This window comes from Streptomyces sp. NPDC057963, assembly GCF_042887155.1.
In the GTDB taxonomy this organism is placed as follows: Bacteria; Actinomycetota; Actinomycetes; order Streptomycetales; family Streptomycetaceae; genus Streptomyces.
In genome coordinates this window covers 1-24,182 of record NZ_JBHVPX010000007.1, presented here as the reverse complement: position 1 = coordinate 24,182, position 24,182 = coordinate 1, and the positions used below count along the sequence as shown (strand labels likewise).

Here is a 24,182-nt window from a genome sequence, read left to right as displayed (position 1 = left end):
CCCGTCGAAGGGTTTTCCACCGGCCCCTGCACCGGACCGCTTCAGGAGGTGACCGCGTCCGGCCAGGAGATGTCGGTCTCGACCGGCGCGGCGTAGTCGATGCCGGGCACGGCGAACCCGTACAGGCGCTGCACTTCGGCGTGGAACCAGTCGAGGTCGGCGAGTTCGGTGATGTTCTCCGTCGTGGCGGCATTCCACCGCTCGGTGACGGCCGCCTGGACGGCAGGGGCGAGTTCCCAGGTGTCCAGGCGCACCCGCCCTTCGTCGTCGAGGTCGAGCGGACGGACGCCGGTGAGCCGGTCCCACAGGTCGGTGAGCTGCCCGATCGGCGGGACCATGGCCTGGCCGAGAACGCCACGGAGCAGCCCGACGTACAGGGCGATGCCGGGGATCGCGGTCGAGGACTGGGTGACGGCTGCCGCGTTGACCGAGGTGACCGCGCGCCCGCCGACCAGCTTGCCGAGCCGCTCGTCGAGGGTGCGGGCGGTCTGTTCGAGGTGGGACTTGGCGGCGCCGATGGTGCCCTGCCGGTAGATCGCGGCCGTCAGGGCGGAGCCGATGTAGGAGAGGGCGGCGGTGGTGAACCCGTCGGCGAGCAGCCCGCGGTCGGCGAGGTGGTCGATCCACCGTTCCCAGTCGGTTCCGCCCATGACGGCGACGGTCTGCTCGATGTCGTCGCCGTCGGCCGGCTGCGTCCCGACCTCCCGCACCTCACCGGCGCCCCCGTCGTCGAAGACGAGGGTCTTGGTGCTGTACGCCTCGCCGATGGGCTTGAGGACGGACGCGTAGACGGTCCCGGTGTCGGGGTCGGTGCGGCGCGGGGCGGCCACCGAGTAGACCAGGTAGTCCAGACGGCCGCCGAAACGCTCTTCCAGCACCTGCGCGACCTGGTTCTTCATCTCGTCGGAGAACGCGTCCCCGTTGAGGAACACCATGTCGTGTCCGTGCCGGCGGGCGAGTTCGGCGGTCGCGGCCGTGCGGTACCAACCGGCCGTACCCGTGCGGCGTCCGGGGGCCTTCTCGAAGCAGACCCCGATCCCACGGATCCCGGCACGGGCGAGACCGGCGATCGTCGCGGCCAGCCCGTACCCGGCGGAGGAGCCGATGACCAGTGCCACAGGCGCCCGGTCGGGCACCCGGGACGGGGCGGGGACGGCCTGCCACATGTCCTCCACCAGGCGCTCGCAGCCGGCCGGGTGGGAATCGAGGAAGAGGAAGCCGCGATTCTTGGGGGCGATGACGCGTTCGCTCATGGGTTCGGGTCCTTCGGGTCGTCACGGACGGGGGGCGCGACCGCGAGGGCCCGCGCCGCACCCTGCAAGTCTGCGACCGCACGAACACGGGTGGTCACCTCGCCGGCCACAGTAATGCCGAGCAGCTCTTGGAGGCTTTCCACCACTTCGGCCGGGGCGGGACCACGGACGCCTCGGATCCCGTGCGAGGCGCGCTCCGGGCCACCGGGGTCTTCGGCCGGGTGGCCGGTGGTTTCCTCCGCCCAATACCTGGAGTTGTTCACCGCCTTGGGCATGAGCCCGTCCCGATGGGGCAGGGACCTCTTCCCCTGCACATGGCGCCTGCCGGGTCCGCAGGAGGGCAGCGGGCAGGTGGAGTGAGGGGTCCTTCGCCGGACGTGACAGACGAGGCACCTGTCGTCACGTCGCACAGACGGGGGAGGCGCTCCACCGCCCAGCCGGCGCCCCGCCCGGTCCGGAGGAAGACAGCGCACGGACGAGCCGAGGGACCCCCTCGCCGGACGTGACAGACGAGGCCCCCACCGTCACGTCGCATCAACGGGGAGAGGCACTCCGCTGATGCCCCGCCCGGCCGCCGCGGTGCACGGGGCGGCCCGCTCGGCACCGCTCACCGCAGGCATCCCGGCCGAAGTCAGCAGATGTCAACCGGTGACGAGCGCCATCAACAGCCCGTCGTAGCCCTTGCTCCCGACGGTCTGGAGTGCGGTCGCGCTCAGCCTCGGGTCGGCCGCGACGAGTTCGGTGAAGCGGCGCACGCCCTGCACCCTCGGGTCGTCGCTGGTGCCGTCGACGACCTCACCGTCCCGCACCACGTTGTCCGCGATGATCAGGCTGCCCGGCCGGGTCAGTTTCAGCGACCAGGCCAGGTAGTCCGGGTTGCTCGGCTTGTCGGCGTCGATGAACACGACGTCGAACGGCCCGTACCCCTCCTCCGCGAGCCCCGGCAGCGTGTCGAGGGCCCCGCCGACCCGGATCTCGACGACATCCGCCAGGCCGGCACGCTCGATGTTCCCGCGAGCGACCTCGGCGCACCGCGGATCGGATTCGAGCGTCACGAGCCTGCCGCCCTCAGGCAGCGCACGGGCCAGCCAGATGGTGCTGTAGCCCCCCAGTGTGCCGATCTCCAGCACGGTGCGCGCCCCCTGGAGCCTCGCCAGCAGATGCAGCAGCTTGCCCTGGTTGGCAGCGACCTGGATCGCCGGGAGCCCGGCCTCGTCGCTGGCCTCGACGGCCGCGTCCAGAGCTTCGTCCGAACCGACCAGCAGGCCGTTGAAGTAGTCGTCGACCTCGGTCCACTGCACCAGTGTCACGGCGTGTTCCTCTCTCGAAACGATGTGAGTTCCCAAAAGAAACTTACCTCATCCGCGTGAATGCGATGATGGGCACCATGAACGTCGTTCCCGCCGACCCCAGCGCTCTCCACCCGATGCCGGGCCAGCCCCGGGTGGTGCAGCTGAAACCCCTGGTGAAGTCCGAGCTGATCGAGGTCGGCGACTACTCGTACTACGACGACCCCGACGACGCGACGGCGTTCGAGGCCCGCAACGTGCTGTACCACTACGGTCCCGAGAAGCTCGTCATCGGGAAGTTCTGCGCGCTGGGGACCGGGGTGCGGTTCCTCATGAACGGTGCGAACCATCGGATGGACGGCCCGTCCACCTTCCCGTTCCCCACCATGGGCGGCTCCTGGGCCGAGCACTTCGACCTGCTGACCGGGCTGCCGGGCCGGGGCGACACGGTCGTCGGCAACGACGTCTGGTTCGGCTACGGCTCCCTGGTGATGCCGGGCGTACGGATCGGGCACGGTGCGATCATCGGCTCCGGCGCCGTCGTCACCGGTGACGTACCCGACTACGGCATCGTCGGCGGCAACCCGGCCAAGCTGATCCGCACCCGGTACGACGACGAGACCATCGCCCGGCTCCTGGCGGTGGCCTGGTGGGACTGGCCCATCGAACACCTCACCCGCCACATCCGCACCATCATGTCCGGCAGCGTCGACGACCTCGAAGCGGCGGCCCGGGAGGGGACATCGTGACGATCACCGTTCGAGAACTGGCGTACTACCCGGTCAAGGGCTGCGCCGGCACCACGGTCGATTCCGCACAGGTCCTCGGGACCGGCCTCGAACACGACCGGACGTTCATGGTGGTGGACGCGGCGAACGGCGCCTTCCGCAGCCAGCGCACCCATCCTTCGATGGCCGCGATCGGGGTCGAAGTCCTGGACGCCGGCGCGGTGTTGGCCCTGTCCGGCGAGGGCGTCGAGCCACTCCGCCTGAAAGTCGACCGGGACGGCCCGCGCCGCGAGGTCAGCATGTTCGACCGCCCGCTCGGCGTGGCCTCCGACCAGGGTGACGAGGTCGCGGAATGGTTCTCCGACGCGCTCGGCGCGAAGTCCCGCCTGGTACGGGTGGCCCCCGGCTTCGACCGGGACGGCTGGGGCGACACCCCCGGCAAGGTCAACTTCGCCGACGCACACGCGGTGCTGGTCGCCTCGACGGCCTCCCTGGACGGTCTCAACGCCCGCATCACCGCCCGCGGCGACGCCGAGCCCGTGCCGATGGACCGCTTCCGCCCCAACATCGTCCTGACCGGCAACGACGAACCGCACTTCGAGGACCGGATACGCCGGATGCTCCTCGGTTCCGTGGAACTCGCCTACTCGGTACGGGCGATGCGGTGCAACGTCCCGCTCATCGACCAGCGCACCGGCCGCCGCCGGGGCCCGGAACCGGTCCGGACCCTCGCGACGTACCGGCGCGAGCCGGAGTACAAGAACAAGGTGAGCTTCGGCGCGAAGAACGCGGTGGTCTGCGAGGGCGTGGTGGCCGTCGGGGACACCGTCGAGGTCGCGGAGTGGCTCAGCCTGTGAAGGCCCCGGACTCCACCCCCCCCCGGCGATGGCCAAGCTGCCGAGCATGGGCATCGTGATCCCGCTCTTCTACCGCTTCGAACCGTCCCCACGCTCAACGACCTCTCCGGCCGTGGCCTGGTCATCGTGGCCGCGGTCGCCGCGAAGTGGGGCGTGCGGCCGCGCCCCCGGCAGAACCGTCCGGGCCCATCCGGCCGTCGGCCCAACGGAGTTGACGTGAGGCGGCCCCTCCGGAGCGCCTGACGGTGCGAGGCCGCCGTCGACGGGCTGCTCGTACGGGCGGGGCCCGCCACCGCCCCCACGCAGCCGCCGATCCGGATGCGGGTCTCCGTGCGGCCCCTGCCCGTGGGGGCGGTCACCACGGTTCCTGGTCCTTGCCCTTGTCCTTGCCCAGGGACTCCCCGATGCGGGCCATGACGGCCCACATGATCGCCTTCCGGCACGGGCTCAGGCCCTTGGCCTCGATGTACAGGGTGTTGTCACCGCCGACCCGGTAGTTCTCCCGGCGGCCGTCCGCCTTGAGCTTGACGCCTTCCATGCGGCGCCGCAGGTGGGGAACGGTGATGCCGACCTCGTGGTCGTCCACGGTCACCCGGGTGACCTCGTCCCACGGGATCTCGTCCGCGGCGCTCTTGACGTACAGGTACGTGTTGCCGATCTCAATGGGGCCGTACTGGACCTTGCCGCCTTCTGTGGCGAGTTCACGCAGGTCGTGCCGTACGCGCGCCTCGACGACGCGGTCGGTGATGTCTCCGAACATCGCTGTCAGACTCCCCGGGGAACGCAGGAAGGTGCGCACGAGTCCGGCGCCGACGTCGATCAGGAAGTAGTTGCCGGACAGCTGACGGGCGCCCTGGCCGGTCGCCGTCCACAGGCGGGCGACGATCCGGTCCGAGATCGGCCGTACGGCGGACGACCCGAGATGGGTGACATGACGGGTCAGGACCACGTCACGGAAGTCCTCCCAGCGGTGCGCCCACCGCACCTTGTGCCGGCCCCGGTAGACGATTCCGCCCTCGTGCAGGACCAGCCACGAGGCGAGGGAGTGCGTCAGCTCGAACACTCCCCAGACGAAGAGCAGGACGCAGATGACGTCGAATACGAGGTGCCCGATGCCCGGCATGGAGTCGGGTATCGGGCCGAACAGCAGGAAGGCCACCACCGGGACGACGGTCAGGCCGAGCTTGCCCATCGTCGGGCGTTCGCGGAAGCGGACGAGGACAGGCCCGAGTTCGGCCGGATCCACCGTGCGTCGCCGTTCGCCGTTCTTGTCGTCCCGATCCGCCATGACCCCTCCCACGTAGCCGACTGCCCCTCACATCGGTCTGGTTTCAAGTGAGTTGGATACCCGGAGAGTCACCCGCCGTTGCCCGGCTCCGATGTGCTTCCGGCAGCCTATGCCCGCCCCGGGGCGATCCGAACGGCCGCATCCCTCAGTCGTCCCGCTGGGCCTCCACCAGCGTGTCGCCCACGTCCGTGCGGAAGTACAGCACCGACCGTCCGGCCCTTCGGCGGCCCGCCAGGCCGGCGTCCAGCAGCACCTTGAGGTGGCGGCCGACCGACCCCAGCCCCTGGCCGGTCAGGGCCACCAGCTGGGTGGTGCTCTTCGGGCTGGAGAGAAGGACGAGGACAGCCGCCCGAGCGGGGCCGAGCAGACGTCCCAGGCTGTCGGGCACCCGCACCCGTCCCGCGTCGGCCAGGGCGCCCGAGCACGGGTAGACGACCGCGTACCGCCCGGCGTCGTCGTCCCAGGACACCCAGCCGGTGCGCTGGGTGACCGGCACGAACAGCAGCCGCACACCGGACAGTTGCTTCGGCGGGTAGTCGTGCGCGTTGATCTGGAGCCGGCTCCCGCCGAGCCACCGCATTCCCGGGCGCAGGCCGCTCAGGGCGGTTGCCCAGCCGCCCTCGCTCAGCTGTCCGGTCCGCGCGACGATGTCCGCCTCGATGATCCGGCGGCGGCGCGGCCAGTCCGGCAGTACGGTCCGCTGCCAGACCCACTCCAGCACGTCGGCGGCGCGCTGTGCCAGGTCGTCGCGGTCCAGCAGTGCCGGGAGGGGGCCGCCGAGGGCGACCTCCAGATCCGCTCGGGCGCGTTCGGGCGAGGTCGCCCGGACGGATGCCAGCTCCTCCTCGAAGGACGGTGTGCCCTCGCCCGTCGGTGTGGGGGTGATGAAGTCCGCGTTCCAGCTGCCGCCGAGCGCCGCCGGTACGAGTCGGGCGGCGACCGGGTCGGCGGCCCGTCGCGCCCGGTGGGCGGGCAGATGGGCGTCGAGCCAGGCCCGTTCGCCGGGGTGCTCGGGCCGTTCCCTCTCCAGGGAGTTCAGGGCGGAGATGGTCTCGGCGAGCGGCGAGACGACGAAGCGGCTCCCCGCGAGCGTGTCCGCGTTGATCTGCCACAGGCCCATGTTGTTTCGCCTCCGCGCGAAACAGTAACGGCCGCCGTACGCACCCGCTGAGACTCCCCGCATGCGCACCTACCGGGAACTCTTCCGAACGCCGCAGTTCAAACCGCTCTTCGCGACCAGTGCCGTGCAGGTCGCGGGATCGACGATGAGCGGGCTGGCCCTCGGCACCCTCGTCTACGCCGCGACCGATTCGCCGCTGCTCGCCGCCCTGTCCATGTTCGGCTCCTCGCTGGCCCAGGTGATCGGGGCGACCGTGCTGATGTCGGCGGCGGACCGGCTGCCGCCACGGGCCGCGATGACCGGTATGGCGCTCGCCTTCGGGCTGGCCACCGCCGTCCTCGCCGTTCCCGGGCTCCCGCTGCCGGCCGTCTTCGCGATCGTCCTGATCGAGGGCGTGGTCGCCGCGGTGGGCGGTGGTGTGCGGTACGGCCTGCTCCATGAGGTCCTGCCCGAGGACGGCTATCTGCTGGGGCGTTCCGTACTGAACATGTGCGTCGGTCTGATGCAGATCGGCGGGTTCGGGCTCGGTGGTCTCCTGGTGGCCACGTTGTCCGCGCGCGGCACACTGCTGGTCGCGGCCGCCCTGTATCTGACCGGTGCGGCCGTCGCCCGGTTCGGTCTGGCCCGCCGTCCGCCGCGCGCCACCGGGCGGCCGTCGGCCGCCGAGACGTGGCGGACCAATGCCGTTCTGTGGTCCTCGGGTCCACGCCGCCGGGTCTATCTCGCGCTCTGGGTGCCGAACGGGCTGATCGTCGGCTGCGAGTCGCTGTTCGTCCCGTTCGCCCCCGAGCACGCCGGGCTGCTCTTCGCCTGTGCCGCGCTGGGGATGCTCGTCGGGGACACCGCGGCGGGCCGGTTCGTCGCACCGCGATGGCGGGGGCGGCCGGCCCTGCCGATGCTGGTGCTCCTGGCCGCCCCGTATCTGCTCTTCGCCGCGCGTCCGGCGCTGCCGCTCGCGATCGCTCTGGCCGCGCTCGCCTCGGTCGGGTTCTCCGCGAGTCTGCTGCTCCAGGAGCGGCTGATGGCCCTGACCCCGAAGGAGATCACCGGTCAGGCCCTCGGGCTGCACTCCTCGGGCATGCTCACCATGCAGGGCGTCGCGGCCGCGTTCGCGGGTGCGCTCGCCCAGTGGACCCCGCCGGGGACGGCGATGGCCGTGCTGGCGGGGGCCTCCCTCGCGGTCACGCTGGCCCTGGCCGTGGCCGGGCGCCGGGCCGCGGGAGCGGAGTACGGCGGGGCACCCCGCGAGCCGTCAGGCAGTGCCGTCACTCGATAGTTTGAGCGTGCGCCTCGACGGGGCTTCAGCGCTCCCGATCGGCCTCGGTACACATTGAATGGGCGAAAGGGCAGGGGGAGAACATGTTGAAGACGTATCGCGCAGTGCAGTTCACGGAGTACGGCGGACCGGATGTTCTGGAGGTCGTGCGGCGCGAGGTGCCGCGTCCGGGTCACGGGCAGGTGCTGGTCGAGGTCCGGGCAGCCGGGGTGAATCCGCTGGACTGGCAGCTGCGCAGCGGGGCCGTCGCGGCGATGATGCCGGTGGAGTTCCCCGCGGTGCCCGGCGGCGACGTCGCCGGTGTCGTGGTGGACGTCGGCGAGGACGTGACCGGCTTCGCGGCGGGTGACGAGGTCTTCGGTTCGATCGGCTCCGGCGGCTACGCCGAGTTCGCACTGGCCCCGGCGGCGCAGATCGCGCGAAGGCCCGCAAACGTGCCCTGGGAGGTCGCGGCCGGGCTGCCGGTGGCGGTCAGCACGGCCTACCAGGCGCTCGACGACCTCGGTGTGAAGGCCGGGGAGACGCTGGTCGTGGACGGGGCCGCCGGCGGTGTCGGGTCCGTGGCCGTGCAGATCGCCAGGCAGCTCGGCGCGACCGTGATCGGTACGGCGAGCGAGCGCAACCACGCGTACCTGCGTTCGCTCGGCGCCGAGCCGGTGACCTACGGCGAGGGGCTCGCCGAACGGATCCGCGCCCTCGCGCCGAACGGCGCGGACGCGGCATTCGACACCGCGGGAAAGGGCTCGCTGCCGGCGCTCGTCGACGTGACCGGCGGGCCGGAGCGCGTGGTCACCATCGCCGACCACCGGGCGGAGGAGCACGGCGTGCGCTTTGTGTTCGCCGGCGCCGGTGCGGTCCGTGAGCGTCTGGAGCGGGCGGCCGCGCTGGTCGTGGACGGCGCACTCACCCTGTCGGTGGCGCGGACGTACGCGCTCTCCCAGGCGGCCGATGCCCACCGGGAGAGCGAAGGCGGCCACGTACGCGGCAAGCTGATCATCGTGCCGGACCGACGCGGGTACGGCTGCCCCGGCAGCGTCTGACGGCCCCGGCCCGGGGACCGGCAGGGAGTCAGCGCGAGGTGAGGCCGACTTCCAGCAGCGGCAGCACGCGCCCGGGGATCGAGCCCGACGGGGTCGCCCCGATCCGTACCGCGCCCATCGTGAGGTAGAACGCCTCCGCGTTCGGGTCGGCGTCGATGGTGAGGCGTACGAAGCCGAGGCGGCGAGCCTCCGTCGCGGTGTGCTCGAACAGCACCCGGCCGATGCCCCGGCCGATCACGTCCGGGGCGACGAACATCATGCCGAGGGCGCCCCGGGGCGGGGCGCCCTCCAGGGTGGTGAAGCCGAGCACGCGGCCGTCCTCCTCGACGACTGTCGTCCGGTGACGCCCGATGTCGGCCGGGTGCAGGGTGAGTTCTTCGCGGCAGGAGGCGAGGAACGCCTCGTCGTAACCCCAGTGGGCCTTCGAGGCCATGGCCAGCTCGGTCAGCTCCCCGGCCTCGGATCGCTGTGCCGGTCGTACCTTCATGTCCGCCGGACTCCCTTCCCTCGGTGTGCGGTTCGCCGCTCGCGCAGCTCCCATCCACTCAAGCACAGCGCGAGGACGAGCAGAGCGCCCCAACGAAGGGCTGCGACGCCCGCGTTCGGAGCACCCGGTGCGGGGAACAGGGCGGACCGGTCCGGCAGCAGGAGCACCGTTGCGAGCAGCAGGATCAGTGCCGGGGCCGCCAGTGTGCTGCCCGATCCGGAGGCCGAGTGCCGCAGCCCCAGCAGGGCCAGGGCCAGCGTGAACGCGGCGAGCGCGGCACCCTCCGTGGCAAGGGCGCCGAGCGGGAGGGCCTCCCGCGCCCCGGCGGCCGTCCCGAGCCGGGCGAGGCCGGCCGAGGCTCCCCAGAAGACGCCGAAGACCATCAGTCCCAGGGCCATCCGCAGGCCGTTGCGCAGCGCCTTCGTCACCGGCAGCACCTCGGTCGTACGGACGGCGGGATCGTCCAGCAGGAAGGCGAGCCCGAGGGCGCCGAGCACGGTGGCGAACCGCAGCAGCAGCGCGGCCGAGGCCGGTTCGACGTGGGTGTGGAACGCGGCGGGGCCGGCCGCGACGGCCAGCCCCGCCGTTCCGGCTGCCAGCGGTGGGCGGGTGCGGGCCGCGCGCAGGTCGGGGCGCAGGAGCGCGCGGAGCACCGCGACGGGGGCGGCAGGGGTGGCGGGGCTCATACGGCGCACACCCCTTCGTCGTCCCGGGACGCGGGCGCGGGTGCGGGGACACCGAGGAGGGCGGCCGCCCGGTCGGTGGTGGTGGACGGTGCGGTGAGTTCGGCCCAGGACCGCTGCACCCTGGCACCGATTTCGGCGGCGTCCCGTTTCAACAACGCGTCCACGACGCCCTGTTCGCGTCGGCTGAAGCCGAGGCCGGTGTCCGTGTCGAAGCTGTTGAGCGTGATGCCGCCGAAGGACCGCCCGGCCAGGGATTCGTAGGCGGCCTGATTATCGGCGGTCGACCGGACCGCGAGCCAGAGCGTGAGCACCCCCCTGGAGCGGCAGACCACGCCGTGTTCGGGGGCGGGTGAGGACTCCCGGGTCACGGACCGGTGGGCGAGGCTTGCGGCGAAGGCGAGCATCCGGTCGCCCGCCACGTCGCTGTGCGTGCCCCAGTCGGTGCCGACCGGCAGGGCGCCGGGCGTCCCGGCCGCACGGTCGTCGGCCGCCCAGCTCTCCAGGGGCAGCGGGGGTACGAGACCGCCGACGGGCACGTCCGGAACGAGGTGCTGACGTACGGCGTACCGCTTCTCCCGCGCCCCCCTGGGCACCCACCGCCGTACCCCTTCGGCAACCTGCGCCCACTGCCGGGAGCGGTCCGCGAACTCGGGGAAAGCGCAGTAGTCGACGGGTCCGCGCACACCGCACACCTGCTGCGAGGACGGGGCCCGTTCGGCCGCCGCGCGGGCCCTGGAGACCTCGTCCGGGACACCGCGCAGCTGCACGCATCCCGCGACGACCGCGAGGGCCAGGGCAAGGCCGGCCACGGCCCCGAGGCCGGTGGTGACGCGGCGGCCGGAGCGCAGCAGGGCCGCTGCCGCCACCAGGGCCAGCAGCGCGGCCAGATAGAGCAGGTGCCAGCCCGCCGGACGGTGCATGAGGGAGCTGGGAAGCGGCGCCCGGTTCTCGTCCTCCACGGCGACGAGACCCCACCAGCGCCAGTCCGACCGCGACTGGAGGGCGCCGACCACCGTCACGATGCCGAGCCCGGCCACCATGAGCGGCCCGGCCGCCACGGACCGTACGAGACGGGCGGCGAGGACGCCGATCGCACCGGAAAGCAGGACGACGAGCGGTCCGGTGGCGAGTTCGGCCCCGGAGGGGCTGCCGACCGCCCCGTCCTGAATCGCCGCGTAGCCGGTACGGGCCCCGGCAACGGCCGCCGACAGTGCGGCGAGCGGCAGCAGGGAGAGCAGGTGGGCGCAGGTGCGCCGCCGGGGCGGGAGCACCAGGAGGTCGAACATCGCGTCGGTGCCGTGCCGGTGGGGGCGCAGCGCGGCGAGATCGGCCGCGAGGAGCGTTCCCGCCGCGATGAGCAGGAGCGGCGGTTGGGTGTAGCGGTCCTCGTCCTGCAGCACCGGGTAGCGGTCGTGCCCCGCGTACGCGCTGTACGCCCACTGTGCCGCGTACAGCGCGAACGCGACGAGCACGGCGGGGTGCCGCAGCAGCCGTACCGCTTCGGTACGGGCCAGCGAACGCGTGACGGATCGCGCCCCGGAGTCCTTACCGTCGCCGCCGGGTCGTGCAGGGGCCTCGGCCGTCGTGGCGCTCATGCCGTGGTCCCCCGCGCCGCCGTTCGGGTCGTGGCGTCGAGGAGCAGCAGATAACCGTCTTCCAACGCCGGGGCCACTGTCTCGGCATCCGGGGGCGGGCTGCCGATGTTGCGGAACGCCCCCGTGCCGGTGCGCCAGCCCGCGAGTGCGCGAGGGTCACGTTCGGCGCTGCTCCACACCCGGCCCTCGGCGACGGCGCTCAGCCCCGCCGGGTCGCCGTCGAACTTCACGGCCCCGTGGTCGAGCACCACGACACGGTGGCAGAGCGCGGAGACGTCCTCCGTCTGGTGGGTGGAGAGCAGGACGGTCCGCCCCTCACCGATTTCGGCGATCAACTCACGGAATCTCAGGCGTTGTCCGGGGTCGAGTCCGACGGTCGGCTCGTCCAGGACGAGGAGTTCGGGCGCACCCGCGAGCGCGGCGGCCAGCGCCACCCGCCGGCGCATTCCGCCGGAGAGGGCTTTCATGCGCCGGCCGCGGTGCTCGCTCATCCCGACGGCGTCGAGCACTCGGCGGACCTCGTCGTGCCTGCGCGCCCGGTGGGTCATCTCCTTGAGGATCGCCACGTAGTCCACGAACTCGAAGGCCGTGAAGTGCGGATGGAATCCGGGGTCCTGCGGCAGGAATCCGAGCCGCCGCCGGATCTCGGTCCGCTCCCGGGGGTCACGGGGGTCGCGGCCGAGCACGCTGATCTCCCCGGTGTCGGGGACGAGTGCGGTGGCCACGGCGCGCAGCAGGGTGGTCTTGCCCGCGCCGTTGGGCCCGAGCAGGCCGGTGACTCCGGCCCGCAGCGACAGAGTCACCGAGTCGAGCGCCACGGAACGGCGGAACCGCACGCCCAACTCTCTTGTCAGAACGGTGCGTTCGTTCGTCATCGGGCAGTCCTCCATCGGTGGTCGGGCCGGTCGAAAGCGGTACGGAAGAGCACGACGACCGTCGAGGCCGCGGCAAGCACCGCGGCCGAGGTGAGCTGCCCCTGGGCGGTGAAGACGGCGTGCGAGTCGCGGGTGACGGCCAGGAGGGCCAGCCAGGCCGCCCCGGCCGCTGCCGCCGCCGTCGTGGATTCCATCCGGGTGGCGAGGGCGAGGCTCACCGCGGTGAGCGCGCATCCCGGCAGCAGCCAGCCGAGGGTGGCGGGTGCGGGCCCGGGCAGCACCGTGCTCGCGGCGGCGGCGAGCGCGACGCAGGTGGCGAGCACGACCGCGGTGCGCAGCAGGACGAGCCGGAAGGCCCGCACGGGGGTGACCAGGCCCATGTCGTGCGCGGGATCCCAGCGTCTGCCGTACGAGACGGCCACGCCGATCACGGGCAGCAGCGGGGCGAGGCCGAGGAAGACCAGAGGGGTGCCGGACGGTTCCGCGAGCCGTGCGGCCAGGGCGGCCAGCAGCAGTGTCAGGGCTGCCCCTGTGACCCAGGACGCGCGCAGCGCCGGGGTGGCGGCCAGCAGCCTGGCCAGGTGGTCCGGCACCCCGCTACGCAGCAGCAGCCGCTCTCCCGGGCCCGGCACGGGCGCGTCGATCGCCGCGTCGAGCCGTCCCCAGCCACGGTCCGCGGCGGCCGGGCCGAGGTGGTCGGCGAGCCTCGCACGGCAGAGTCGGCAGCCGTCGAGGTGCGGTTCGACGGTGCGCAGGGCGGCGATCGCCGTCTCGCCGCGTGCGTAGCTGTGGAGCAGGGGGTCGGGCGGGTGCGGGTCGCCGCTCCGGTACGTCGTCATGGTCGTCTCCTCGCGCGCCCGGGCATCGGGCTCGGTCCGGTTTCCGGTTCGGGTCCTGGTTCCGGGCTCCCGAGTTCCCGCTTCAGCAGCGTGCGGGCGCGCATCGCGCGGGTTTTCACGGTGCCGGGCGGCAGGGCCAGCAGGCTCGCCGTCTGTCGTACGGTCAGACCGTCGACGACCAGGATCTGCATGACCTGCCGCAGCTCGGTGGGCAGCCCGGCCAGTGCGTCGGCCAGATCACCGTGCTCGGCGCTGTCGAGCACCCGATCCTCGGCGGACCGCTCAACGCGCGGGCGCGCCCGTCGCAGTGCCTGCCACAGCCGTGCGCGGGCGCCGCCCGCACGGGCCTGGTCCACGAGCCGCCGGGAGGCGACGCGCCACAGCCAGCCCGCCATGTCGTCGATCCGCGGTGGCGGCCGGCCGGGCGAGGAACAGCTGCGCCAGAGGCCCAGGAACGTCTCCTGAACCATGTCGTCGAGCAAAGATTCGTCGGCACAGCGGTGGCGCAGCCTGGCGGTCAGCCAGGGGGCGTAGTGACGGTAGAGCAGCTCGAAGGCGACGCGGTCCCCGTCGGCGACCGCCGCCACGAGGTCCGCTTCGGTATCCGCGTCCAGCGGCTCCCTGTTCACACCCCTTCGTCGTCCGGGGCGGGCCGACCGGTTCACCATCGAGAAGTGACGCGCGCCACACGAATCGGGGGGTGCCTTCAGGCCCCCCGGCTGTCAGGCCCCTCCGGCATGCTGCACCACATGGACACCACGGACTTCTGGAATCTGATCGAACACGCCCGCGCCCGGGTCACCGGCCCGGCGGACGCCGAAGCCGTCGTCGCGCGGGCCTCCGCGCTGCTCGCCGCCCGGCCCCGCGACGAGATCGTCGCGGCGCAGCAGTTGCTCTGGGACCTGATGGCCGCTTCCTACCGGGCGCCGCTCTGGGCTGCGGCGTACACGATCAACGGGGGCTGTTCCGACGACGGTTTCGACTATTTCCGGGGCTGGCTGATAGCGCAGGGGCGTGAGGTGTTCGAGCGGGTCGTCGCCGATCCGGACACGCTGGCCGAGCTGCCGGAGATCAGGGCCGCCGCGCCCGAGGGCATGGAGGTGGAGTGCGAGCGGACGCTCGGGATCGCCTGGGACGCACATCGGGCGGCAACGGGTGAGGACATGCCCGCCGGCTCGTTCACGATCGACTGTCCCGGCCTGGACCCGGAGTGGGACTTCGACTTCGACGACGCGGAGCGGGTGGCGTCGCGGCTGCCGAAGCTGGCCGCGCTGTACGCGTGAGGCGGGTGGTGGTGCGGGGCCCGGACAGCCGCCGGGCCCCTCACCGCACCGTGTGGATCAGTCGAAGATCGGGTCCTGCGTCCGGGTCCGCTTGATCTCGTAGAAGCCGGGGATCGACGCCACCAGCAGCGTGCCGTCCCACAGCTTCGCCGCCTCCTCGCCCTTCGGGGCGGGGGTGACGACCGGACCGAAGAAGGCGATCTGCTCGCCGTCCGTGCCTGGGACGGCGATGACCGGGGTGCCGACGTCCTGGCCGACCTTGTCGATGCCCTCCTTGTGGGAGGCGCGCAGCTCGGCGTCGTACGCGTCGGAGTCCATGTAGTCCGCCAGCTCGGCGGGCAGGCCGACGTCCCCGAGCGCGGCCGTGATCGCCTCGCGGGTCGGGCCCTCGCCCTGGTTGTGGAAGCGCGTGCCGAGCGCGGTGTACAGGGGGCCGACGACCTCGTCACCGTACTTCTGCCGGGCGGCGACGACGACGCGGACCGGGCCCCACGCCTGGTTCTCCAGCAGGTCGCGGTACTCCTCCGGCAGCTCGTCGAGCTTGTCCTCGTTGAGGACGGCGAGGCTCATCACATGCCAGCGGACCTCGACGTCACGGACCTTCTCCACCTCCAGCATCCAGCGGGAGGTCATCCAGGCCCAGGGGCAGAGCGGGTCGAACCAGAAGTCAGCAGGTGTCCTGCCGGTCGCCGTGCTGTTGTCGGACATGTCTCTCCTCGTAAGAGCGTTCGCACCTGTGCGCGAGAACGCCTCCGGACGTACCGGCCATTCCCGTATGCCGGGCCGAGTAGCGGCATGGGAGGATCAAACTATTCGAACGTGACACAAAGGAGTGTGCCCGTGCCCGGTGAGAACCTGTCCCGCGACGAGGCCCGTGCGCGGGCCGAGCTGCTGACGGTCGACAGCTACGAGGTCGGTCTCGATCTGCGTTCCGCCGTCGGCGGGCCCGACGAGGACGGCGACGGGGCCGCCGCCGGTCCGCGGACCTTCCGCTCGGTGACGACCGTCCGGTTCCGCACCGCGCGGGCGGGGGCGTCGACCTTCGCGGATCTGGTGGCGCCGAGCGTGAACGCGGTGACGCTGAACGGCCGGCCGCTCGACCCCGCCGTCGTCTTCGACGGGACGCGGGTGGCGCTGGAGGGGCTGCCGGAGGGCGAGAACGTCCTGGTGGTCGACGCGCAGTGCGCGTACAGCCGGACCGGCGAGGGCATGCACCGGTTCGTCGACCCGGAGGACGGCGAGGTCTACCTCTACACGCAGTACGAGCCGGCCGACGCGCGGCGGGTCTTCACGAACTTCGAGCAGCCCGACCTGAAGGCCCCCTTCCGCTTCGAGGTGACCGCACCCGAGGGCTGGACGGTCTGGAGCAACGGGGCCGAGGAGTCGCGGGAGGGCGAGGTCCGGCGGTTCGCCGAAACGAAGCCGATCTCCACGTACATCACGGCGATCGTGGCCGGTCCCTACCACTACGTCACCGACTCCTACAGCCGGACGTTCGACGACGGTACGGAGCTGGAGATCCCGCTCGGCGCGATGTGCCGCAAGGGGCTCGCCCGGCACTTCGACGCGGACGACATCTTCCTCGTCACCAAGCAGGGCCTGGACTTCTTCCACGACAACTTCGACTACCCGTACCCGTTCGGGAAGTACGACCAGGCGTTCGTGCCGGAGTACAACCTCGGCGCGATGGAGAACCCGGGCTGTGTCACGTTCCGCGAGGAGTACATCTTCCGCGGCAAGGTGACGCAGGCGGCGTACGAGAGCCGGGCCAACGTCATCCTGCACGAGATGGCGCACATGTGGTTCGGCGACCTCGTCACCATGCAGTGGTGGGACGACCTGTGGCTGAAGGAGTCGTTCGCCGACTTCATGGGCGTCTTCGCCATGGTGGAGTCGACCCGGTTCGAGGACGGCTGGATCACCTTCGCCAACAACCGCAAGGCCTGGGCGTACCGCGCCGACCAGCTGCCGTCCACGCACCCGGTCACGGCCGACATCCGTGACCTGGAGGACGCCAAGCTCAACTTCGACGGCATCACGTACGCCAAGGGCGCCTCGGTGCTGAAGCAGCTGGTGGCGTACGTGGGGCGGGACGCGTTCCTGAAGGGCGCCCGGCGCTACTTCAAGAAGCACGCCTACGGCAACACGCAGCTGGGCGATCTGCTGTCGGTCCTGGCCGAGACGTCCGGGCGTGACATGACCGCCTGGTCGCGGTCGTGGCTGGAGACCGCGGGCGTCAATTCGCTGACCCCGGTGGCGACATACGACGCGGCGGACCGGATCACGGAGCTGGCGGTCCTCCAGGAGGCGGCCGGCTCCCACCCGGAGCTGCGGCCGCACCGGGTCGCGGTCGGCCTGTACCGGCGCACCGCCGACGGCGACCTGGTGCGGTACGCCCGTGCCGAGGTCGATGTGGCGGGGCCGCGCACGGTGGTCGCGGAGCTGGCGGGGGCCGAGCGGCCCGAGCTGATCCTGGTCAACGACGACGACCTCACCTACTGCAAGGTCCGCTTCGACGAGGTGTCCCTGGCCACGCTGCGGGCGCACCTCGGTGACGTGACCGATCCCCTGGCGCGGGCGCTGTGCTGGTCCGCGCTGTGGAACCTGACCCGGGACGGGCTGATGCCGGCCCGTGACTTCGTCTCGCTCGTGCTGGCCTTCTCCGGCCGGGAGTCCGACATCGGTGTGCTGCAGATGCTGCACATCTGGACGCGGACCGCGCTCGTGCACTACGTGGCGCCCGGGTGGCGCGAGGAGGGCGGCCGGGCGCTGGCCGAGGGCGCGCTGCGGGAGCTGCGGGTCGCCGAGCCGGGCAGCGAGCACCAGTTGGCGTGGGCGCGGTTCTTCGCGTCGGTCGCCGGCTCCGACACGGACTTCCAGCTGCTGTCCGGGCTGCTCGACGGCTCGGCGCGGATCGACGGGCTGGACGTCGACCAGGAGCTGCGGTGGGCGTTCCTGTCGCCGCTGGCGGCGCACGGGGTGGCCGACGAGTCGGTGCTCGACGCCGAACTGGCCCGCGACGACACGGCATCCGGGAAGCGGCACCAGGTGCGGTGCCTGGCCTCGCGGCCCTCGGCCGCGGTCAAGGCGCAGGCCTGGGTGGGTGTCGTGGAGTCGGACGCGCTGTCCAACGCGTTGGTGGAGGCGACGATCATCGGCTTCGAGCAGTCGTCGCAGCGGGAGCTGCTGGCTCCGTACGCGGGCAAGTACTTCGACGCGATCGAGCGGGTGTGGGCCGAGCGGTCGATCCAGATCGGGATGGCCGTGGTGAAGGGCCTGTTCCCGTCGCTCCAGGACGACCCCTCGACGCTGGCGGCCGCGGACGCGTGGCTGACCGCCCACGAAGGCGCGGCGCCGGCGCTGCGCCGGCTGGTGCTGGAGGCGCGGGACGATCTGGCTCGGGCGTTGCGGGCGCAGGGGTGCGACGCGAGGGCGGCGGAAGCCGGGGCCGGGGTCTGACGGCCGGGGTCTGACCGCCGGGGTCTGACCGCCGATGCCACGGTCAGGGGGCCGCAGTGACGGTCGCGGGGCCGATCGCGCCGCCCGTGCGCGAGGCGGGCGTGCGATCCCCGGCGGGACAGGCCCTTTCGGTTGTCGAACGCGCGTACTTTAGGACGGCGTTGTCCTGAATTGTCGACGGATGTGTAACAGGGGTTACCACCGCGACCGTGCGCGGGATACCCCGGAGCATGACCCAGAACACCCCGCTCTCCCCCCGCCACCTCCCCGTCACCGGCGATGTCCGTCAACGCGTGCTGTCCGCAGCACAGTTGAGGGCGCACGGCGTGTCCGTCGCGGAGGCCGCCGCGCAGTGCAGGACCGGCGGGCCGTGGCAGCAGCCACTGCCCGGTGTGTACGTCCTGCACCCGGGACCGCCCACCGGCGAGGAGCTGCTGCGTTCCGCCCTCCTGTACGCCGGACGGCCACCGGCCTCCGGTCGCCGTCGGGACGCGGACACGGGGTCCGGGTACGGCGAGGCCATGGTCACCGGGCTCGCCGCGCTCGCCCTGCACGGGTTCGCGACCGCGCCACCGCTCGCCTCCTCGGCCGGGATCGATGTGCTGGTGCCGCGCACCCGGCGGCTGCGCTCGGTCCGGTACGTACATCTGGTGCGGGCCGCCGATCCGCCCCGCCCCCAGGAGGTGGGCGGCCTGCCCGTGGCGCCGGTGGAGCGGGCGCTCGCGGACGCGGTCGCCGGGACCGGGGACGCCTCGGCGGTACGCCGTCTGCTCACCGAGGCGATCCGCGGCGGGTACTGCGAGCCGGCCGCCGCCGTACGCGAGCTGAGCCGGGCCGGGGTGCTGGGCCGCCCGCACGTGGTGGACGCCGTCGACGCACTGCTCGCCGAGGGGCGGGCGGCGGCGGAGGGCCGGCTGTACGAGACGGTGCGGTCGTACGGCCTGCCGGAGCCGCTGTGGAACGTGGACCTGCGGCTGCCCGGCGGCCCGCATCTCGGCGCGGTGGACGCCTACTGGCCCGAGCAGGCGGTCGCCGTGGTCCTCGGCGCCGGGGCGCCCCGGCGCAGCGGGCTCGGCGACGGCCGGCGCCAGGAGGACCACTCCGCGCAGTGGTCCGCGAACACCGCCGAGCCGGAGCACCTGGAGCGGCTCGGCATCACCGTCGTCCCGCTCTCGCCGAAGAAGCTCCGCGACGCCGGGGAGCAGCAGGCGGTCGTGGTGCGTACGGCACTGATGGCGGCGGCCGGTCGCGAACCGGCCGCGTACGTGAGCGTCCTGCCCCGCTGAGAGCAGGACCACAGACGCCACTTATTCACCGGTTCCTCCCTGCTGGCGCATCAGCCCCGGTGGCGGGATTCCGCCATGTCACCATCTCGTACCCCCCAACTCTCCACAAACCCCTGTCATTTACGAAAGGGTGAGCGGTCATCCGGTATCGAATTCCGGACTTTCTCTTTCACTTTCAGGGATGCTGATGACCTCCGAGTCCCCCAGTTCCATACCCGGGGCGAGACGCGCGGCCCGAGTCGCGGCTGCCGCCGGTCTGGTGGCCGCGCTGGCCGCCACCGGCACCGCACCGGTGTTCGCCGCCGACGCCCCCGTTCCCGCACCCGCTCCCGTCAAGTCCGCGCCCAAGGGCGCCACGAGCGACAAGCTCGGCGCGGCCGACGCCGACATTCTGGCCAAGGCCAAGGCCGACGGCGAGAAGAACGTCACCATGATGGTCGCCACCGCTCCCGGTGCGACCGAGCAGGTCACCAAGCAGCTGGACGCCGTCAAGGGGTCCGTGCTGGGGCGTGCGTACGACAAGCTCGGCTACGTACGGGTCACCGTGCCCACCGCGTCCGCCGAGGCGACCATCAAGGCGGCCTCCAAGCTGTCGTCCGTCCACGGCATCGATCTCAAGCAGGAGATCAAGCTGGACGACCCGACGCCCGCGGCCGACCGCGCGTCCGGGACCGCCGCGAAGACGAAGTCCACCGGCTCCTACCCGGCGCCGGGCAAGAAGACCCCGGCGAAGAACCCGTACAACCCGTCCTTCGAGACGGGCGCGGTCGACTTCGTCGCGCAGCACCCGAAGGCCGACGGCCGCGGGGTGACCATCGGCATCCTCGACTCGGGTGTCGACCTCGGCCACCCGGCGCTGCAGAAGACCACGACCGGTGCCCGCAAGGTCGCCGACTGGGTGACCGCCACCGACCCGGTCAGCGACGGCGACGGCACCTGGCTGCGGATGACGGACGCCGTGTCCGGCCCGGCGTTCACGTACCAGGGCCGTACGTACAAGGCGCCCAAGGGCTCGTACCGGATCAAGCTGTTCGCCGAGGCCGCCACCAAGGGCGGCGACATGGCGGGCGACCTGAACCGCGACGGCGACACCACCGACGTGTGGGCCGTGCTCTACGACCCGGTCACCGGCACCACGCGCGTCGACCTGAACAGCAACGGCGACTTCACCGACGACGCCGTCCTGAAGCCGTACAAGGAGAAGCACCAGGTCTCCTACTTCGGCAAGGACGACCCGCGGACCGATGTCGCCGAGCGCATCCCGTTCGTCGTGGAGACGCGCAAGGACGTCGTGTACAACGCGGCCGGCGACACGTCCGACTACGTGAACATCGGCGTCATCGCGAACGAGCACGGCACCCACGTCGCGGGCATCACCTCCGCGAACGGCCTGTTCGGCGGCAAGATGAGCGGTGCCGCGCCCGGTGCGCAGATCGTCTCGTCGCGTGCCTGCACCTGGTCGGGCGGCTGCACCAACATCGCGCTCACCGAGGGCATGATCGACCTCGTCGTGAACCGCGGCGTCGATGTCGTCAACATGTCGATCGGCGGACTGCCTCCGCTCAACGACGGCAACAACGCCCGCGCCGCGCTCTACAAGCGGCTCATCGACATGTACGGCGTCCAGCTGGTCATCTCGGCCGGCAACGACGGCCCGGGTGTCAACACCATCGGTGACCCCGGCCTCGCCGACCACGTCATCTCCGTCGGCGCGTCGATCTCCAAGGAGACGTGGGCCGCCAACTACGGCTCGAACGTCACCAAGAAGTACGACATGATGCCCTTCTCCTCGCGCGGTCCGCGTGAGGACGGCGGCTTCGCGCCGATCCTGACGGCCCCGGGCGCGGCCATCAACACCACCCAGACCTGGCTGCCCGGCGGCCCGGTCAAGGAGTCGGGCTACTCGCTCCCGGCCGGCTACTCCATGCTGCAGGGCACCTCGATGGCCTCGCCGCAGGCCGCGGGCGCGACCGCGCTGCTGCTGTCCGCCGCGAAGCAGAAGCACATCGAGCTGCCCCCGGCCGATCTGCGTACCGCGCTGACCAGCACCGCCACCCACATCAAGGGGGTGCCCGCGCACGCCCAGGGCTCCGGTCTGATCGACATCGTCGGCGCCTGGAAGCAGATCGAGAAGCAGGGCACCCCGGCGCACGAGTACTCGGTGAAGGCCCCGGTCGACACCGCGATCGACTCCGCGCTGGAGACCCCCGGCTTCGGTACCGGTCTGTACGACCGCGAGGGCGGCCTGAAGGCCGGCCAGAAGAAGTCGTACGACGTCACGATCACCCGCACCACGGGTCCGGACAAGGCCGTCAAGCACCAGCTGTCGTGGAAGAACAACGACGGCACCTTCACGCTGACCGGTCCGAGCACGGTCTCGCTGCCGCTCGGCAAGCCGGTCACCGTCAAGGTCCAGGCGAAGCCGGGCAGCGCGGGCGTGCACAGCGCGATCCTGCGGGTGGACGACAGCAGGACCACCGGTGTGGACCAGCAGATCCTCACCACGGTGATCGTCTCCTCGAAGCTGACGAAGCCCGCCTACGCGTTCAAGGCGTCCGGCTCGGTGCAGCGCAACAGCACCACGTCGTACTTCGTGGACGTGCCGGCGGGTGCCAAGACCCTTGAGGTCGCCATGAGCGCGCTGCGCTCGGGCAGCCAGACCCGCTTCATCTCCATCCACCCGTACGGGGTGCAGATGGAGGACAGCGGCACGCCGTTCTGCTACCCGAACTACGAGAACCCGGCCAACACCTGCCGGCCGGACGTGCGCTCGTACAAGGACCCGCAGGCCGGCGTCTGGGAGATCGAGGTCGAGGCGCGGCGTACGTCGCCGCTGCTGGACAACCCGTACAAGCTGGACGTCTCCCTGCTCGGTGCGACCTTCGACCCGGCGGTGCAGACCCTCGCCGAGGCGAAGATCGGCACGCCCGCCGCGGTGAACTGGAAGGTCACCAACAACGCGGGTGACCTGGCGGGCACGCTCAAGGGCGGCTCGCTGGGCACGGCCAAGGTCGCCAAGCCGTCGATCAGGACAGGCGACCAGCAGGAGTACACCGTCACCATCGGTGAGGGCGTCGAGAAGCTGGACGTCGCCATCGGCGGTACGGCGGACGCCAACGCGGACCTGGACCTGTACGTCTACCGGGGCGACACCGAGGTCGGCAAGTCCACCACGGCCGGCTCCGAGGAGTCGGTCAGCCTGGTGAAGCCCGCCGCCGGCACGTACACCGTCCTGGTCGACGGCTACGACGTCCCGGCCGGCACCACCACGTACGACTACCGCGACGTGTACTACGCACCGTCGCTCGGCACGATCAAGGTCGACGAGTCGAAGGCCGTGAACCTGGCCAACGGCGCCTCGGCCCAGATCGGTGCCGAGGTCTCCGTCGCCGGGGCGGCCCCCGAGGGCCGGCAGTTCTTCGGCGAGGTCCACCTGGTGAACGGCCGCGGGACCGCGGCGGGCACCGGCAGCGTCGTGATCGAGAAGGTCACGCCGTAGCGGAGCACGTGGCGGCCGCGGTGACCGCGGCCGCCGTGTGATCCGTGCGACACGCACGGCAGTGGGGCGGGCGCTCCCCGGGAGCTCCCGCCCCACCGCCGTGTCCGCCGCCCGCCGTCCGCCGGGCGGGCGCTGTCCGTACCGCGGACAATGGATTGGACAAGGAAGCCGCGGACATACGCATCATGGAGCGGCAACCGTGCCAGTTCGTACGTTTGAAGGAGTCCCTGTGAAGGTCGGAATCGTCGGCGCCACCGGTCAGGTCGGCACAGTCATGCGCAGGATCCTGGCCGAGCGGAAGTTCCCGGCCGACGAGCTGCGCCTGTTCGCCTCCGCGCGCTCCGCCGGCTCCACGATCGAGTGGCAGGGCCGGGAGATCACCGTCGAGGACGCCTCGACGGCCGATTACGCCGGGCTGGACATCGTGCTGTTCTCGGCCGGCGGCGCGACGTCGAAGGCGCTCGCCGAGAAGGTCGCCGCGCAGGGCGCCGTCGTGATCGACAACTCCTCCGCCTGGCGCCGGGACCCCGAGGTCCCGCTGGTCGTCTCCGAGGTCAACCCGCACGCGGTCGCCAACCGGCCCAAGGGCATCATCGCCAACCCGAACTGCACCACGATGGCCGCCATGCCCGTGCTGCGCCCGCTGCACGACGAGGCCGGGCTCGACGCGCTGGTCGTCGCCAGCTACCAGGCGGTGTCCGGCTCCGGGCTGGCCGGTGTCGCCGAGCTGCACGGCCAGGCGTCCAAGGTCGTCGCCGAGGCCGACCGGCTCACCCACGACGGCGGGGCCGTCGACTTCCCCGAGCCGGGCGTCTACAAGCGCCCGATCGCCTTCAACGTGCTGCCGCTGGCCGGCTCGATCGTCGACGACGGCTCCTTCGAGACCGACGAGGAGCAGAAGCTCCGCAACGAGTCCCGCAAGATCCTGGAGATCCCGGAGCTGAAGGTGTCCGGCACCTGTGTCCGGGTGCCGGTCTTCACCGGCCACTCGCTCCAGATCAACGCCCGTTTCGCGCGTCCGGTCAGCGTCGAGCGCGCCTATGAGCTGCTGGAGGACGCGCCGGGCGTCGAGGTCTCCGAGATCCCCACCCCGCTCCAGGCGGCCGGCAAGGACGTCTCGTTCGTCGGCCGGATCCGGGTCGACGAGACCGTGGAGAACGGCCTCGCGCTCTTCGTCTCCGGCGACAACCTGCGCAAGGGCGCGGCGCTGAACGCGGTGCAGATCGCGGAGCTGGTGGCGGCCGAGCTGAACGGCTGACCCGTTCAGCCCCTCCGGCGACCGAGGAGCGGGGCCCCGCCGCCCCTGACGGCCTCCCCGCGGG

At 71.9% G+C, this 24,182-nt stretch carries 21 protein-coding genes; 9 read left to right on the top strand and 12 right to left on the bottom strand.

Going from position 1 to position 24,182, the window contains the following annotated elements; genetic code table 11:
• Positions 1–41 precede the first annotated feature (41 nt).
• The 3 genes from fabV to ACFVT1_RS17920 all read right to left on the bottom strand — a co-directional run bounded on the left by fabV (position 42) and on the right by ACFVT1_RS17920 (position 2,563).
• Entirely contained in the window at positions 42–1,253 is a 1,212-nt protein-coding gene (gene fabV, locus ACFVT1_RS17930; RefSeq protein WP_389796269.1) for an enoyl-[acyl-carrier-protein] reductase FabV, read from the bottom strand.
• Complete coding sequence (locus ACFVT1_RS17925) at positions 1,250–1,528, bottom strand: hypothetical protein (RefSeq protein ID WP_389796267.1); 279 nt, start codon at positions 1,526–1,528, stop codon at positions 1,250–1,252. Before ACFVT1_RS17925 ends, fabV begins: the two co-directional genes overlap by 4 nt.
• Before the next feature lie 366 nt (positions 1,529–1,894).
• The gene (locus ACFVT1_RS17920; protein WP_389796265.1) at positions 1,895–2,563 is read right to left on the bottom strand and encodes an O-methyltransferase; all 669 of its coding nucleotides are present in this window, start codon (positions 2,561–2,563) and stop codon (positions 1,895–1,897) included.
• A 77-nt stretch (positions 2,564–2,640) separates the two neighbouring features.
• On the opposite strand from ACFVT1_RS17920, the gene ACFVT1_RS17915 reads away from it, so the two are divergent.
• Entirely contained in the window at positions 2,641–3,291 is a 651-nt protein-coding gene (locus tag ACFVT1_RS17915) for a CatB-related O-acetyltransferase (protein WP_389796262.1), read from the top strand.
• Complete coding sequence (locus tag ACFVT1_RS17910; RefSeq protein WP_389796260.1) at positions 3,288–4,127, top strand: MOSC domain-containing protein; 840 nt, start codon at positions 3,288–3,290, stop codon at positions 4,125–4,127. Before ACFVT1_RS17915 ends, ACFVT1_RS17910 begins: the two co-directional genes overlap by 4 nt.
• 355 nt (positions 4,128–4,482) lie before the next feature.
• Here ACFVT1_RS17910 and ACFVT1_RS17905 read toward each other — a convergent pair whose 3' ends face one another.
• Both ACFVT1_RS17905 and ACFVT1_RS17900 read right to left on the bottom strand, forming a co-directional pair.
• Entirely contained in the window at positions 4,483–5,415 is a 933-nt protein-coding gene (locus ACFVT1_RS17905; RefSeq protein WP_389796258.1) for a hypothetical protein, read from the bottom strand.
• A gap of 145 nt (positions 5,416–5,560) precedes the next feature.
• The gene (locus ACFVT1_RS17900; RefSeq protein ID WP_389796256.1) at positions 5,561–6,535 is read right to left on the bottom strand and encodes a transcriptional regulator; all 975 of its coding nucleotides are present in this window, start codon (positions 6,533–6,535) and stop codon (positions 5,561–5,563) included.
• 61 nt (positions 6,536–6,596) lie between these two features.
• Between ACFVT1_RS17900 and ACFVT1_RS17895 the strand changes: the two genes are divergently transcribed.
• Both ACFVT1_RS17895 and ACFVT1_RS17890 read left to right on the top strand, forming a co-directional pair.
• On the top strand, positions 6,597–7,811 hold the full coding sequence (locus tag ACFVT1_RS17895) for an MFS transporter (RefSeq protein ID WP_389796254.1): 1,215 nt from the start codon (positions 6,597–6,599) through the stop codon (positions 7,809–7,811).
• A gap of 83 nt (positions 7,812–7,894) precedes the next feature.
• The gene (locus ACFVT1_RS17890; protein WP_389796251.1) at positions 7,895–8,851 is read left to right on the top strand and encodes an NADP-dependent oxidoreductase; all 957 of its coding nucleotides are present in this window, start codon (positions 7,895–7,897) and stop codon (positions 8,849–8,851) included.
• Positions 8,852–8,879: 28 nt separating this feature from the next.
• Here ACFVT1_RS17890 and ACFVT1_RS17885 read toward each other — a convergent pair whose 3' ends face one another.
• From ACFVT1_RS17885 to ACFVT1_RS17860, 6 genes are read right to left on the bottom strand one after another with little or no spacing between them, the layout of a single operon-like run.
• Positions 8,880–9,338 carry a GNAT family N-acetyltransferase gene (locus ACFVT1_RS17885; RefSeq protein WP_389796250.1) on the bottom strand — a complete coding sequence of 153 codons (459 nt, stop codon included), beginning with the start codon at positions 9,336–9,338 and terminating at the stop codon, positions 8,880–8,882.
• Entirely contained in the window at positions 9,335–10,024 is a 690-nt protein-coding gene (locus ACFVT1_RS17880; protein WP_389796248.1) for an ABC transporter, read from the bottom strand. The genes ACFVT1_RS17885 and ACFVT1_RS17880 overlap by 4 nt, the downstream gene beginning before the upstream one ends.
• Positions 10,021–11,619 carry an ABC transporter permease gene (locus ACFVT1_RS17875; protein WP_389796245.1) on the bottom strand — a complete coding sequence of 533 codons (1,599 nt, stop codon included), beginning with the start codon at positions 11,617–11,619 and terminating at the stop codon, positions 10,021–10,023. Before ACFVT1_RS17875 ends, ACFVT1_RS17880 begins: the two co-directional genes overlap by 4 nt.
• A complete protein-coding gene (locus tag ACFVT1_RS17870; RefSeq protein ID WP_389796243.1) occupies positions 11,616–12,494 on the bottom strand; it encodes an ATP-binding cassette domain-containing protein in 879 nt (292 codons plus the stop codon). Before ACFVT1_RS17870 ends, ACFVT1_RS17875 begins: the two co-directional genes overlap by 4 nt.
• Complete coding sequence (locus ACFVT1_RS17865) at positions 12,491–13,333, bottom strand: zf-HC2 domain-containing protein (protein WP_389796241.1); 843 nt, start codon at positions 13,331–13,333, stop codon at positions 12,491–12,493. The genes ACFVT1_RS17870 and ACFVT1_RS17865 overlap by 4 nt, the downstream gene beginning before the upstream one ends.
• A complete protein-coding gene (locus tag ACFVT1_RS17860) occupies positions 13,330–14,001 on the bottom strand; it encodes an RNA polymerase sigma factor (protein ID WP_389796239.1) in 672 nt (223 codons plus the stop codon). The genes ACFVT1_RS17865 and ACFVT1_RS17860 overlap by 4 nt, the downstream gene beginning before the upstream one ends.
• Positions 14,002–14,082: 81 nt before the next feature.
• Here ACFVT1_RS17860 and ACFVT1_RS17855 point away from each other — a divergent pair, with 81 nt between their 5' ends.
• Positions 14,083–14,616: a DUF4240 domain-containing protein gene (locus ACFVT1_RS17855; protein ID WP_389796236.1), complete on the top strand. Its 534-nt coding sequence runs from the start codon at positions 14,083–14,085 to the stop codon at positions 14,614–14,616.
• A gap of 57 nt (positions 14,617–14,673) precedes the next feature.
• On the opposite strand, the gene ACFVT1_RS17850 is transcribed toward ACFVT1_RS17855, so the two are convergent.
• Positions 14,674–15,324 carry a DsbA family protein gene (locus tag ACFVT1_RS17850; RefSeq protein ID WP_389796235.1) on the bottom strand — a complete coding sequence of 217 codons (651 nt, stop codon included), beginning with the start codon at positions 15,322–15,324 and terminating at the stop codon, positions 14,674–14,676.
• Between the two features lie 132 nt (positions 15,325–15,456).
• Between ACFVT1_RS17850 and pepN the strand changes: the two genes are divergently transcribed.
• The 4 genes from pepN (at position 15,457) to ACFVT1_RS17830 (ending at position 24,118) form a co-directional block, all read left to right on the top strand.
• Positions 15,457–18,075 carry an aminopeptidase N gene (gene pepN / locus ACFVT1_RS17845; RefSeq protein WP_389796233.1) on the top strand — a complete coding sequence of 873 codons (2,619 nt, stop codon included), beginning with the start codon at positions 15,457–15,459 and terminating at the stop codon, positions 18,073–18,075.
• Between the two features lie 230 nt (positions 18,076–18,305).
• Positions 18,306–19,361, top strand: a complete 1,056-nt coding sequence (locus ACFVT1_RS17840) for a hypothetical protein (RefSeq protein ID WP_389796232.1) — start codon at positions 18,306–18,308, stop codon at positions 19,359–19,361.
• 181 nt (positions 19,362–19,542) lie between these two features.
• Positions 19,543–22,860 (top strand): S8 family serine peptidase, encoded by a 3,318-nt coding sequence (locus tag ACFVT1_RS17835; protein WP_389796230.1) that lies wholly within the window; start codon positions 19,543–19,545, stop codon positions 22,858–22,860.
• Positions 22,861–23,089: 229 nt separating this feature from the next.
• Positions 23,090–24,118, top strand: coding sequence for an aspartate-semialdehyde dehydrogenase (locus ACFVT1_RS17830; RefSeq protein ID WP_389796227.1), 1,029 nt, complete (start codon positions 23,090–23,092; stop codon positions 24,116–24,118).
• The last annotated feature ends 64 nt before the right edge of the window (positions 24,119–24,182 follow it).

Excerpts from the sequence above, each read along its gene's own strand:
- fabV (WP_389796269.1), bottom strand. The coding sequence starts at position 1,253 with ATGAGCGAACGCGTCATCGCCCCCAAGAATCGCGGCTTCCTCTTCCTC.
- ACFVT1_RS17925 (WP_389796267.1), bottom strand. The coding sequence starts at position 1,528 with ATGCCCAAGGCGGTGAACAACTCCAGGTATTGGGCGGAGGAAACCACC.
- ACFVT1_RS17915 (WP_389796262.1), top strand. The coding sequence starts at position 2,641 with ATGAACGTCGTTCCCGCCGACCCCAGCGCTCTCCACCCGATGCCGGGC.
- ACFVT1_RS17905 (WP_389796258.1), bottom strand. The coding sequence starts at position 5,415 with ATGGCGGATCGGGACGACAAGAACGGCGAACGGCGACGCACGGTGGAT.
- ACFVT1_RS17900 (WP_389796256.1), bottom strand. The coding sequence starts at position 6,535 with ATGGGCCTGTGGCAGATCAACGCGGACACGCTCGCGGGGAGCCGCTTC.
- ACFVT1_RS17895 (WP_389796254.1), top strand. The coding sequence starts at position 6,597 with ATGCGCACCTACCGGGAACTCTTCCGAACGCCGCAGTTCAAACCGCTC.
- ACFVT1_RS17890 (WP_389796251.1), top strand. The coding sequence starts at position 7,895 with ATGTTGAAGACGTATCGCGCAGTGCAGTTCACGGAGTACGGCGGACCG.
- ACFVT1_RS17885 (WP_389796250.1), bottom strand. The coding sequence starts at position 9,338 with ATGAAGGTACGACCGGCACAGCGATCCGAGGCCGGGGAGCTGACCGAG.
- ACFVT1_RS17880 (WP_389796248.1), bottom strand. The coding sequence starts at position 10,024 with ATGAGCCCCGCCACCCCTGCCGCCCCCGTCGCGGTGCTCCGCGCGCTC.
- ACFVT1_RS17875 (WP_389796245.1), bottom strand. The coding sequence starts at position 11,619 with ATGAGCGCCACGACGGCCGAGGCCCCTGCACGACCCGGCGGCGACGGT.
- ACFVT1_RS17870 (WP_389796243.1), bottom strand. The coding sequence starts at position 12,494 with ATGACGAACGAACGCACCGTTCTGACAAGAGAGTTGGGCGTGCGGTTC.
- ACFVT1_RS17865 (WP_389796241.1), bottom strand. The coding sequence starts at position 13,333 with ATGACGACGTACCGGAGCGGCGACCCGCACCCGCCCGACCCCCTGCTC.
- ACFVT1_RS17860 (WP_389796239.1), bottom strand. The coding sequence starts at position 14,001 with ATGGTGAACCGGTCGGCCCGCCCCGGACGACGAAGGGGTGTGAACAGG.
- ACFVT1_RS17855 (WP_389796236.1), top strand. The coding sequence starts at position 14,083 with ATGGACACCACGGACTTCTGGAATCTGATCGAACACGCCCGCGCCCGG.
- ACFVT1_RS17850 (WP_389796235.1), bottom strand. The coding sequence starts at position 15,324 with ATGTCCGACAACAGCACGGCGACCGGCAGGACACCTGCTGACTTCTGG.
- ACFVT1_RS17840 (WP_389796232.1), top strand. The coding sequence starts at position 18,306 with ATGACCCAGAACACCCCGCTCTCCCCCCGCCACCTCCCCGTCACCGGC.
- ACFVT1_RS17835 (WP_389796230.1), top strand. The coding sequence starts at position 19,543 with ATGCTGATGACCTCCGAGTCCCCCAGTTCCATACCCGGGGCGAGACGC.